Origin of the sequence: Lysobacter concretionis Ko07 = DSM 16239 (assembly GCF_000768345.1) — a bacterium.
GTDB classification, from domain to species: Bacteria; Pseudomonadota; Gammaproteobacteria; order Xanthomonadales; family Xanthomonadaceae; genus Novilysobacter; species Novilysobacter concretionis.
Map to the genome: position 1 here is coordinate 32,349 of NZ_AVPS01000005.1, position 12,406 is coordinate 44,754.

The following is a 12,406-nucleotide window of genomic DNA, read 5'->3' on the forward strand; positions in this document are numbered from 1 at the left end:
GCCGCCCAAAGCGGACATCGGACAATGTATTTCACAGTGGCCAGCGCCGACGTGGACTTGACGGCTATGTGCCCGCCAGATCGTCGGGACCAAGATATACGACGTCGATCTTGCTGACATCCTGCGCCACCTGTGCGCGAAGCAGGCCGCTTCGATGGGAATTGAGTGCTGCCTGAACTGTGCCTAGCGGAGTACCGTCTGGCGAAAGTACCCACGGCCGACCTGACCACTGGTGTATCTGGACGACTGTGCCGGGCGGCGGGGGCGCAGCCAACCACGTGATACGCGACCAATAGTGCCGATCGGCCCATGTGTGCTCCTCGTTCGGTGTGAAGCTTTGGACGAACTCCATCCAAATTGGTCTCGTTTCCCTAGTTGGCCAGTCGGCCTGAGCGCTCCAAGCGGCGACCACATCTGCATTCAGCCATTGCCGCAGCTCCTTGCCCGAGGTGAAGGTCGCGCCGGTGTCGGTGACTGCTTTGATTGCAGCCAGCCGCGAATTGAAGCCGGCCTGGATCAGGATCGATGCAGAGCGGTTGAGCGTGCCGGTCACGACTGCCGGCACCGCAAGGCCAAGTTCATGGTCTTCTAGGCCTAGGCCATCATCCACCTCATCGCCATTTGCGCTGGCGCGGACCCTGATCGCCTCCATTGCCCAAGGCAGCCGGTAGATAAGGCCTCCTTCAACAAACTGCAGTACTTCCGATGGCTGATCCCCGCCCAGCGCGGCCAAAGGCTGGCCCTGCAGCCAAACCCGCAGGATGTCGCGCCAGTTCGCAGGCAGCGGATCGGGTATGAAGGGATAAAATGCGAATACGCGCTCAGCGAGACCGGTGATAGAGGTGATTGCGGCTTCGGCGTCACCCTCAAGGATCGCGCCATTGGCTTGGATGAGAAGTAGGTTGACTTCGGAGGCTATGGCGTCGAGGGCATGACCCGTCGTCAGACCGACGCCTGCCAGAAAATAGCCGCGGCGTTGAGCGGCGGTCGACTGATTCCAGATCAGTCGGCTGCGGGAGGAAAGACCTGCTTTTAACAAATGCTGGAATTGAGCGTCCAGACGCTCCAGACGTCGCTGCCACAGAGAAGATTGGAGGATATCGTCCAAAGCAGCCTCGATCCCCTCATCGGGAATTTCGTTCTCCCCGATGAGGCTGAGGATGGCTGTATCGAGCGTCGCAACGTGCCGTTCCCAATCGGCCAGGGCGCGATTACGGTCTTCCGGCTCTTCATTGCCGATCTCGGGAAAAGTCCAGGCTGCGGCGTTGTTGATGACATAGTCAACGAGCTGGTTGATGTCTCCGCCGATACGCGCTTGCATCCGCTTTAGTAGCTCCACGACCAGAAGCACAAGACCGCTTTCCATATTGCGCGCGCCAAGATCGGTGATGAGCGTTTCCCAATTGCGCCTCTTCCTGGGGATATCCTCGAACATTGGAAAGAGGACGACGCCCTCGACGTCGACGAAGGCGCGTCCGGCACGTCCGATGACGTTCTTGAATTCGCTGATCTCGATCCGCTCGCCGGCGCGGTGCAGGGAGTGCATCACGACGGCGGTAGCCGACAGATTGAGGCCCTGCGCCAAGGTCGGAGAGGAGATTGTCACTTTGAGGACATTCTCGCGAAGCAGACGCTCGACCTCCTTGCGGTAAGACGTAGGCAGGGCGCCATGGTGAAGGGCGACGCCGAGGCGCAGGCATTTAAGAATCGCATTGTCGGCGCCCAGCCATTCCTCGCCCAGCGCGATCGCGGTGTTCAGTGCATTCGGATCGGCCTCGAGCAGCGAGCGCAGCGCGCCGCGCTCATGCAAATCAACGATGACGGCAGCAAACGGTTCGACGCTGCGCCGCTCTGGGCAGAAGACGAGGACGGTCTGACCGTCATCGACAAGCCGCCACGCGGTAGCGAGGCAGAGTTCGCGCTGGTTTTTGGGAAACAGCTGGGTGCGACGGCGCTTCGGTGGAATCCAGTTGGGAGGTGCGACGCCGGTGAGAAACCGTTGAACCCAAGGCCGCTCGTCGCCGACTCTGAGGTTGAGCCGGGCGGTTGGCGACGTCCACACCACCTCACCGAAGCGCAGGCGGGTTGGGCGCCAATCATTCTTGATCAGCCCGCCCGGATGATCACGGCGCAGCCACGCGGCGAAGTCATCGAGTTGGTCCCCATTGGGCAGGATGGCCGATAAGCAGACGATCCGGCGCTCCAGAGCGTCGGCACGGCGCAGAAGCCGCTGAATCTGCACCTCGTAGCGGACCTCACGTTCATTGAGGCCGATCATGTGCCCTTCGTCGAAGACCAGAAGATCAACGTCGTCGAGCAGAGAGGGATCGTTGCGGAGCGCGAAGTCGAGCTTCTCCGGCGTCGCCACCACGATGTCGCGCTCGCGAATAGCGTCCTCATCAAAGCCGGTGACGCCGATGCTGCCGTAGAGGGCGGAGATGGTCTTACCGAGCGGGCTGAAGGTCCGCTGGAGTGTAGCTTCGGTCTGCGCCGAGAGCGCGCGCAGCGGCGTAACGAACACGACCCTCTTGCCGCCGGCGAGGCAGCGCAGGATGCACAGTTCTGCAATGCGCGTCTTGCCGGCGCTCGTCGGCAGCGACACCACTAAGTCGTCGGACTGATCGACGGCACGGGCGGCCGCTTCGATCTGCGATGGCCAAAGGTCGACCTCTGCCCTAGCGCGGCGCTGCAACAGCGCGATGAACAGTTCGCGCAAACGCGGCCAGTCCGCCGCCAGTCCTCCCGCGGACTGCAGCGGCACTCTTTTATGGAACGTGCTCGACCAAAGGTCCGACAGAAGATGGATGGCGACACGATGCGCCCACCATTGCGGCAGCATGTTCATTTCGCCGCAGATCGCCAGACTCACACGCAGCCGCTCGAGCGCGTGATCGACAAGCTCTCGCTCGCCGCGTTCGAGCGCGAGCAGATAAAGAGACATGGCGGCCATGAAGGTGTCGGTGACCGCGGTATTCAGACCGTCGAATAGGAAGTCGTCACCATCGGCATCCGGAGGTACGGCAGCGCCCTCTGCTTGCTCGAGGTGGGACTGCATGTCGGTGGCGATCCGCTCATCGCTGCCTTGACCGGAGGTCCGGTAGTCGAGAACGCTGCTGCGCAAGGCATCGAAATTCCGCCGCATCAACTGAGCCAGCGCCCGCTCGATCGGTGAGAAATTTTCATCCGCCTCGACGATTGCGAGGAGCGAATAGGCTCGTGCGGACAGGTGGGCGAGATGATAGGCGGCCGCGGCCATGACAAAGTGGAAATCGCGATCGGCCTCTTGGCTGTTGCCCTTTGCCATCACCGCTTCAAGAGCCGTTGCAGCCTGTTCGAATGCCGTGCGAGCCTCAGCCGGGTCGCCGCCGACCTCCCGAAGGCGCAGGCCGAGGCCGAGCAGGGCATAGGCATAGCTGTGCAGGTCGTAGCTAAGCTGCGGCGCGAAGTCCGGCGCGTCGGGCGGAAGGGTGCCGTCACGCCAAATGATCGCGCGGGCCTGCCCGCGAGCGATCAGTCGGCCCCGAAAGCCGGCGGCCGTCGCCTCGGCGATATCTGCGGTGATGGCCTCAGGGGTTGCAGGCATCGGCCATCACTCGATCGTAGACCGCGCCGACAAAGGCGCCATGGCCTTCCACGCGAAGTCCGATACCCCATTGATTGATAAGACCGGGATACGCTTGTAGGGAGGCGGCTAGCAGTGCGTCGGGGGCATTGCCTGAGAATGTGAAAAGCAGATGCCGGACACTCTGCGGCGGGACGCCATGCTTGAGCAGCGCGTCATCGATTGCATCAGCCAGCGGCAGATTGCCGAGCTCGAGGAGACGCGCGGAAATAAAGTGCAGTGCGTGTGCCGAGGGCAATCCTCCATCCTTGTCCAGCCCGGCGCGGGCTTCCGTCAGGACCTGTGCGGACAATGTGGCACGGCTCTTCGCCTCCGTCTTCAGGAACTGAAGACGTTGAGATTGGGGGTCTTGCAGGATGCCGATCACGTCCTCACCACGCATTGCCATGTTGCGGTGGTCTTTCCAACGCAGGCGCTTGATCGGTGCGCGGTAGCCGCCGCTGTGAGCATCTATCCATTCCGTCGCGTAGATCTCGCCGAGGTCGCCGGACCGGATCTGCTTAGTGGTCGGCAGCTTGCTCTCGATCAGGGCGGCAGCGGCGGGCTTGCCGAGCCGCGCGAGTGCGCGCGCCACCTGCTCCTCCGAGGCGTAATGCGAAGGCACGATAGCTGCCGTCGCCTGGATGCCGACCCCCAGGTTAGCGGCCTGTCCGGTCATCACACGCCGAAAGTGGTTCCCCATCGGCGCGTCGACCGAAATGCACCAATCATCGAACTGCGCCATCCTCGTTCCTTCCTGTTAGTAAGGAAAAAGGTCGCGTACGCGCATGAAGGGCGCGCCGGTTTCTGCGGCGCGGCGGACTTTGCGCTCGAGGACCTCAGTGAGTGGGATTTCACGGTTGAGCATCTCGTAGAGGTCGAAACCGTCCATGCAGATGACCCGCTTGCCGCGTCCAAAAGCGGCGAGGCCGTCTTCGGTGAAGCCGCTGTTGCTGACGAAGAGGCCGCGGGTCCAAGCCGCCTTTTGCTCGATCTTGCCATGGAAGGTATGCAGCTCGGCGACGCCGATCCGCGGCCCGTGCCATTTGGTCTCGAGCAGATAGGTCTCGCTCGCGAGCTGAAAGCTGCCGTCGATCTGTTCGCCGCGCAGCCGGAACGGCTCTTGGGCGGCCAGACCGAAGGCGTCGAACAGACCTTTGAGGAAGCCCTCAAACGCATAGCCGCGCGCATGCGGCGCCAACGCCGCTACCTGCAATAGGTCCGCTTTGATCTTGGCAATGGCCGCGCGGTCAACGGGAACAGACTGGGGGCTTACTGACGACCGCGACGGTTTGGAGCCGCCCGTTAGGCGGCTGATCAGGCCTTGATAGCGGGTCTGGGCATTAGCGACGGGGTCGGCGCTGCCGGAACGGGTCAGATACTCGCTGCGATGCTCCCAGAGTGCTTCGAGGGTGCGAACGGCGGTCCCGTCATCGCAGGTCCGAAGGAAATGGCGGAGTCGCTTGCCCTTCGATCCCCCATTGACCGCGTGTTCCGGATCGTCGATGTTGACCTTGAGTTCGGAGGCGAAGAAGTCCGAGAAGCTTCTGTCGGAAAAATCCAACACGAAGCCCGGGCCTCGGACGAAGTCGACGAGGTCGTCAATTAAGCGTAGGTCAATGGATCGAACCGAATTGATGAATCCCCCCTTGCATGCAGCCTTGAGAAGCTGTCGATTGTCTCTTAAAGCATCGCAATCATTCGCAATGATGTCATCGCACGAAGGCGATGTCTCGTCAAACATCATTGGCGCCGTCGCCAGGTACTCGACACGCAAATCCTTGACCCACCACTTGAATGTTCGCTTCTGGCCGGGAGCCGACGTTCGTTTAAGTGGCAGCTCCCGACCCGAGGCGGACATTTGGCACGGGTGTTAAAGCAGGATTATGTCGTCTTCCTTGGGCGCAGGTCGAGGCCCCTGACGGCCAGAAACGCTCCGTATCCCAAGTTGGCCGCCAATGTCTTCGCTTCGGCGTCCAAGCGCGCTATTACCTCTTCGAATTCGATTCGGTCTCTGGTATCCGGATCCTTCCAGAATTTATCGGTCGCGATCGAGATCAACAGGCAACCCACCCGTCGGTGTTCCGGTGCCATGTACTTTCCAACCAACTGTGTATGGAGCGCTTCCCGCAGATCGGAAAAAGAGTAGCCGTTTTCGCCGATCTTGAGTTCAATCACTGCTTCGAGAGGTGCCGCGGTAGAGGCCAGGCGAATATCGGACTCTTTCTCGTCGCCCGTCACGGCTTCCTGATTCACTAGGTAGGCGCTCCGGGCCATCTTCTGCAGTTCCGCCGCCAGCGCACGACGCAGCAATCGTTCGACCTTAATCGTTGCCCAGAGCTCACGTGGTGACGTATCTTGGAGCAGAAGATCTTCCATGTCGGCGAGTCTTGTGTCGAGCAATGCCGCCATCTCAATGCGGCTGGTTGGCGAGTAATCATGCTCCCGCTCCAACCGCACGACGTCGGCCTCGTTCAATACGACGCCATCCCAGTCCTCCGCCAACCTCTCCAGGGCAATCGCCCGGATGCGGTCGCGGTAATGCGCGACTTCTGGGTCATCGGCAAATTGCATCTTGATGTCCCATGCACCGGGCCCTTTGATGCTCAATAGCGCGCTGCCCAGGACACTCCGGGCGTGTTGCGCATGGTCTCGAGGGCCAGGTGAATAGACGCCGTCATGATTCAGATCGTCTTCGAGCCTGACGTGCCGATTGGCCAGCCTGACAAGCCGCAATAGCAATTCAGGCTGTGCCTCGAATTTCGATAGATCCAGATCGGATCTGTGCCCGAAGAGTGATGAGAGCCAGTCAACCACCGGCGACTGCTGCGAAGGCAGAATTGTCTCGGCCAGCCGCCCCATCTCATTGACGCATACCGTAGGATCCAAGCGCGTGAGGATCGGAAGCCAGAACAAGATTTCCGATGGCTCCGGGGTTCCTTGCAACTTCGATACCCCTGTTGCCCGCATGTAGACGGCGTCTTCATCACTTCCATGGTCGAGCAGAAGGGTCGCCGCGCGCCCGACCTTGTCGGCCTCCAACGTTGAAGCGTCTCCTTTGGCAAGGGAATCCTTCAGCCAAGACCTAATGCGGCCGAGAAACAGGGAGATGACTGAAGGGGATGCATGGGAGACTTCCTGCAGGAGCATCGAGTGCTTCGCGTCCGCATTCTCCAGCTCATCCCAGAGCTCGTTCCCGATCGTTGCATCCACAACGGCTGGATGCACCTGAGCAACAGCTTCGAGCCAGGGAGGCAATCGATTCAGGTCCAGCAACGCGTAACGGCATGCAAGGCTTGCTTCTTCCGCCGTGAGCCTGGATGCCCATGTGGCGTCTTCTGACTCCGCATAGAGACCAGCAAGCCCCATGCTCCATCCCATCTGATAGCTGTTTCGCTGATCGGCCGGCCGCTCCGACTTCAGGGTGGGCTGATCCTTGCGCCACGCCACCGCGAGGGCGGCTTTGAAGCGATCCGCCATGTCTTTGCCGAAGACACGCTCGATGAATCCACGGTTCCATCCGGAGAACGAATGATCTCGAGAGTCCTTCTCCATCGCACGCCAAAGGTTCCAACTGGTGTTACCGATGCGACTCTCCGAAAAGGCGGCCTCCGGATTATTGTCCAGTTCTCGCCAGAATAGCTTCCAGCTGGCCAGATCCTTGGCGTGCTTCCGGTGCGACTTCTCCCTTCGCTTTTCGTCCTCTATTTGCCATGCCGGGGGAGGGCCGGGATGCTCTACCGCATTCAGGAACCCCTTGACCCGGCTCTCCAACACTTCACTGTCGCTGGATATCGCAACGAGCTGCTTCAACCATGCCAAGCGATCTGCATGGTCACCTGAGTAGCGAAGGGCGATCTCCAGAGTGACTCCGCGATCAGCAAGTGACCTGGATGCATCAGACAGCGTGCCCAGCACCCAATCGGCATCCTTTTGCAGTTCGATTTGGTATGCGCCATGCGACTGGAACTGGTGAAGGCAAAAGAATGGCTCGCAGTCACCTTTCGGATAGTGCGCTCTGACCAGGCGGTCATTGGCCCAGAACACGGCAGCCCGTACTTCGCTTGGCGCGTCAGTGAGGGCAGCTCTCAGGGTCTTGATGTCTGCGGTCGCATCATGATCAGGCCTCGCCAGTAATCCGGCCAAGGCGATGGAGTCGAATAGATCGGAGTCGGTCTCCCCCATCTCCAGTCGGCGCCGACTGGCAACCAGCAGCGCCGGGACCAAATCCTTGCGGCCGGATGTGACTCGATAGTGCTGGTCGTGCCAGCGGCAACTGTTGGACACCAGTTCTGCCAGTCCGTACTGCAACTCCGCCAATGCACTTGGCTCCAAATTCGCCTTGGCGATTGCCAACGGCAACATGGTTGAAATACCTCCGATCTCACGTGATTTCGGAGTCAGACGTGCAAGCGTCTTGACGAGTTGTGGAACCGATAATTGCTGAGGGAACAGGTGGAAGATGACTGACCGCGCCAGGTCCTCAGGCCAATCCGGCGACGACGAGGCGATCAGATCCAGCAACGCAGGCAGACGCGAATCCTCAAGTTGCGCGAGCGCCAGCAGTCCATTCAAACGATCGTGCGCATCCTTGCCCGGAGCGGTTGCAACGCCATTGGCGATGTCCGCACAGCCAATTATCTGCCCAGCGCCGATCAGTTCAAGCAGCGTCTCCCGAACCTCAGGGTTGTTGACGCCACCCGCCCAAAGGCGCGCGATGACCTCGCCGAGATCGTTCGTCGCCAGGCGGTGCACCTGCAGATTCGGAATCCCTTGACCTCTCCAGCCGCCGGCACCGTACATGTGAACGTATCGCTCCAGCGCCTGAGTCCGCAGTGTCAGGTTCAATGAACAGGGATCGCCATATCGCAGAAGGACACTCGGCTCATGCTCGAGCAATTCGGAGCAAACGGGCGAGATGTGGGGCGCAAGCCAGGCTGCAACGGGCTGCAGGGAAGGCTTGACGATCCGCTGGCCTTCCGGTGTTGTGGCGAACAGCAGGCGTATCAACGCCCGGATGGGGAATCCACGATCCACGAGCAACCTGAGCCGCTCTGCCGCCAAGAACTCAATGATGGATCGGTTGTGGAATCGAACGCGTCCGTAGGTCGCGAAGCCGAACAAGGGACGTTCGAGCAGCGTTTTCACTTCATCGTCTGACCAGTCACCCAAGATCTTGGCCGGATCCAGGGGCGCGTCCCCACGACCACGGTCATTGTCGCTGCTGTGCCAGAGCGTCAATTTTCGGGAGAGCATGGCGGCTAGGGCCAAACGGGCTGCCCCGTCGCGTGCACGCTGTGGCGGCAACTGCGTTCGTTCCGGCCGATCGCCACGAGCCCGCAGCTTGATATCTATGCTGCTGTTCACCTGCTCGTGATGGGCGCGAATGCGCCCGTGCACCTTCCAGTCGCCACAAAGCTCCAGAAAATCCAACGGACGCTTCGCGAAGTCGTGGGCATGGTGGGCATTGACCGCGGCTAGCAGTACATCCGGATTATTCACGCCTTGGGTGGCTGCGAGCGCACGCATCTGCTTCTCGTCTAGCGCCGAGAGGGCAACAAATCGCCATTCCGGAGTTGATCGCTCGGCCGATTTCTTTTTGTCCACGCTCATCGCCACGTTGGCGAAGTAATCCTCCGGCACAAACACATCCGGTAATGGTGAGGTCGGAAGCTGGTTTCGAACGACGTTCAAGTCGAGTGCGGTCGGGCGTGTCGTCAGCACGATGCATGCTCGACCAAGATTGTCGCCTAGGGCTACGGCGAACTGCTTGAGCGTTGTTTCGAAAGAGCGCTGGGTGAGCTTCAACTCGTCGACCGAGTCCAGAAAGAAGAATGCGCGTTCGGTTTGCGCCGCTTTCCAATTGTCAAAGCGCTGCTTCTCCTCGGTGGAGAACTGTCTTTCCAGCGGATCCGTCGCCAGCACAGCCAGCTCCACAAAGAACGCCGATCGCCCTTCCTCCCACAGCTTTTTCTGCTGGCGTTGACATTCGTAGGTTTTTCCCATGCCGGCTTCTGAGACGATCAGGACGCGCTCGGATTCCAGCAGGATGGACCAGTCCGTCCTTCCCCCAATGGCGAGATCAGCCAAGAACTCGGCTGTCTCCATGTGGGTATTTTCATCGGTTGGTAGATCGAAAAAGGTGCGTTCCAGATCTGGAGCTGTCGTCGCCATGGGTCAACCGGTCAAAGAGTTTCCGTAGATAGTAGTATCCGCGGGGCCCCTGGTACCGCGGCCCTAGCAACTGCAGCCGGATATCGACTGCACCACCGGCTTCGAGTTGCCGCCAATACTCGCCACCGATCTATGGTCGGCCATCACCGTCAGGGCGGGCATGGGAGTGTGGATCGATCGGTCATTCGTAGACACACAAAGCGTCCGCTCCTGGCCGCTAGGTGTCCCTTCTCACGGATTGGATACGCGGTCGACGATCGGGTTCTACCCCGATTCTGCGGACACTTTCACTAAGATCCATACTGGATCAGAGGAGTGTCCATGTCCAAGCGCAAGCGTTACAGCCCTGAGTACAAGCACGAGCTCGTCGAGCTGGTCCGGCGGTCAAATTCGAGCTGCCGCAAGATCGCCCTGGAGGTCGGGGTCGGGCCGGCGCTGCTGACCCGCTGGGTGCGGGAGGCCGATGCCGGCGGAACCAAAGCCTTTCCTGGCGGTGGAACCCCGCGCGACGAGGAACTCGCCCGCCTCAAGCGCGAGCTGACGCGGGTGACCAAGGAGCGTGATTTTTTAAAAGACGCGGCGGCGTACTTCGCGAAGCAGTCACCGAACGGTACGCGGTGATTGAGTACTGCCGCAGCGACTATCCCGTCGGGATGATGTGCCGTTGCCTTGAAGTGTCGACCAGCGGCTTCTACGCCTGGTCCGGGCGCAAGCCCGGACCGCGGGCGCAGGACAATGCGCGTTTGCTGGTGCGTATCCGGGAGATGCATGAGGACAGCAAAGGCGTGCTCGGCGCGCCGCGCATGCACGAAGATCTGGGCGACGAGGGCGAAAGCGCCAGCCTCAACCGGGTGGCGCGACTGATGGCGGCGAATGGGCTTCAGGGCTGGCCGCAGCGCAAGAAGCGTCGCTTTGGCCAGAAGCCGGGCAGTCGACCGGTTGGGGTCGAGAATCTGCTGGAACGCGATTTCGACGCCGTCGAGCCCGAGACCAAGTGGGTGACGGACATCACCGAGATCCTGACGATCGAGGGCAAGCTGTTCTTGTGCGTCGTGCTGGATCTGTACTGCAAGCGGGTGATGGGCTGGTCGATGCACCATCGCCAGGACCGGCACATGGTCGTGCTGGCCGTCCAGATGGCGGTGTGGCAGCGGGAAGGCGAGAACGACGTGATCCTGCACTCGGATCGCGGCGGGCAGTTCATCAGCGGCACGTACCAGACGTTTCTGGGCGGCAACGCCCTGGTCTGCAGCATGAGCGCGGTCGGCCATTGCGGCGACAACGCGGCGTGCGAAGGATTCTTTGGGGTGCTCAAACGGGAGCGCGTGCACCGCACTCATTACCGGACCCGGGACGAGGCGCGGGCGGATCTGTTCGACTATCTGGAGCGGTTCCACAACCCGCGAATGCGTCGTAGAGATGCCCGGCGTGATCGGGAGTTCCAGGCCTTAATCAAACCGTCCGTGGAAACGGGGTAGAACCCCGTGTAAGAGAGGGCGTCGGCCTGACTGTGTGTTGGATCGCGGCACTCATGGAGCTAGATGCACGTCCGATGCTCGGCAGGACAGATGCGTCACCAAAGCATTTCGACTAGGCGCTCATTCATGGAGAAGAGCCGAGACTGATTCACGTACCGCGCGATTGGTGGTCCGGTGGATGCCCGCTGGGTGGTGGATTAGGGATGTTTATCGGGGTGGGGAAGGGCAGCTCCATACCCAAAGTTGACATCGATCACCGTACATCGCCGGATTAAAGTCGGGGACTGTACGAGGTAAAGTGGTGTCAAATTGTGTTCAGACTGACGCCTTGCTGCAGACTGCCTACTTAGCTGCTATCCGAACCAAGATAAGGACACATCGCATGAGTTTTGACATCGACATGGAGAGCGGATATGGCGATGAGAACTGGATATACGTCGGCGGCGATATCAACATCATTTGTCAGTCGAAAGTTGGAAAAACAACTCGAAATTTGATCGATCGCCATAGGTCCCCGCAGAATCCGGGGTTTTTCATCTACGCCGCCTTCCAGATCGTTCGCGGCAGCGTCCATGAGATCGAAGCCAGTCTACTCAATCACCTTAAGTGGGGCCTTGGATTCCAGCCGCTACCGCACTTTAGTACAAGCGGCACCAGTGAGTGCTTTGAAGTAAGCCCATGTCATATGGCTGACTTGGTTGAGGATTTCATTGGAAGATACTTCAGCTCCTGTGTGACCTATGAGACCACGCTCCACGGAGGCATGAGCCGCTACCAATGTGATAGCGACATTATTCGATACTTTGAGAATCACGGCCAATCACCCCGCCAGCTTCCCAGGCCGGAACCCCGCACTCTAGGGAGAGAGAACTACTTTACTGGCAACCAAGAGACCTACGAGGTGGACTTGGGTGGGGGTCACTATGTTGAAGTAGCAACCGGTTTGCAAATGCACAGAGACGATGGCGAGTGATGCCACGTCGTCCCCGTGATGACTTGTGTCGTCTGAAAGGCGCCCGCGACAAGCTTCTAGTGACGGCAACTGCGCAGAATCTGCGAAGGATGGCGGCGTGGTTGATGCCAAAAGGACCTGAAGCGGAAATTGCTGTGTCCATCTAAGACATTGTGGCGCTTACGCGGCCGCATTTGCTTC

General features: G+C 60.1%; 6 protein-coding genes. 2 read left to right on the forward strand and 4 right to left on the reverse strand.

What is annotated here, in order from left to right:
* Positions 1-64: 64 nt before the first annotated feature.
* From N792_RS06630 to N792_RS06645, 4 genes are all read right to left on the reverse strand, one after another.
* Positions 65-3,583, reverse strand: a complete 3,519-nt coding sequence (locus N792_RS06630; RefSeq protein WP_036193677.1) for a DEAD/DEAH box helicase — start codon at positions 3,581-3,583, stop codon at positions 65-67.
* Positions 3,567-4,346, reverse strand: a complete 780-nt coding sequence (locus tag N792_RS06635) for a Hachiman antiphage defense system protein HamA (RefSeq protein WP_036193678.1) — start codon at positions 4,344-4,346, stop codon at positions 3,567-3,569. Before N792_RS06635 ends, N792_RS06630 begins: the two co-directional genes overlap by 17 nt.
* Before the next feature lie 15 nt (positions 4,347-4,361).
* Entirely contained in the window at positions 4,362-5,345 is a 984-nt protein-coding gene (locus N792_RS06640; RefSeq protein ID WP_232219996.1) for a restriction endonuclease, read from the reverse strand.
* Between the two features lie 140 nt (positions 5,346-5,485).
* Positions 5,486-9,775 carry an ATP-binding protein gene (locus N792_RS06645; protein ID WP_036193680.1) on the reverse strand — a complete coding sequence of 1,430 codons (4,290 nt, stop codon included), beginning with the start codon at positions 9,773-9,775 and terminating at the stop codon, positions 5,486-5,488.
* Between the two features lie 321 nt (positions 9,776-10,096).
* On the opposite strand from N792_RS06645, the gene N792_RS06655 reads away from it, so the two are divergent.
* Positions 10,097-11,253, forward strand: a protein-coding gene (locus tag N792_RS06655; protein WP_156969327.1) for an IS3 family transposase whose coding sequence is annotated in 2 segments (ribosomal slippage) — positions 10,097-10,346 and positions 10,346-11,253 — 1,158 coding nt in all. Because the reading frame shifts where the segments join, the coding sequence is not laid out codon by codon here.
* A gap of 382 nt (positions 11,254-11,635) precedes the next feature.
* Positions 11,636-12,226: a hypothetical protein gene (locus tag N792_RS06660; RefSeq protein WP_052103589.1), complete on the forward strand. Its 591-nt coding sequence runs from the start codon at positions 11,636-11,638 to the stop codon at positions 12,224-12,226.
* Positions 12,227-12,406: the final 180 nt, after the last annotated feature.

Coding starts and splice junctions, on each gene's coding strand:
- N792_RS06630 (WP_036193677.1), bottom strand. CDS start 3,583: ATGCCTGCAACCCCTGAGGCCATCACCGCAGATATCGCCGAGGCGACG.
- N792_RS06635 (WP_036193678.1), bottom strand. CDS start 4,346: ATGGCGCAGTTCGATGATTGGTGCATTTCGGTCGACGCGCCGATGGGG.
- N792_RS06640 (WP_232219996.1), bottom strand. CDS start 5,345: ATGTTTGACGAGACATCGCCTTCGTGCGATGACATCATTGCGAATGAT.
- N792_RS06645 (WP_036193680.1), bottom strand. CDS start 9,775: ATGGCGACGACAGCTCCAGATCTGGAACGCACCTTTTTCGATCTACCA.
- N792_RS06660 (WP_052103589.1), top strand. CDS start 11,636: ATGAGTTTTGACATCGACATGGAGAGCGGATATGGCGATGAGAACTGG.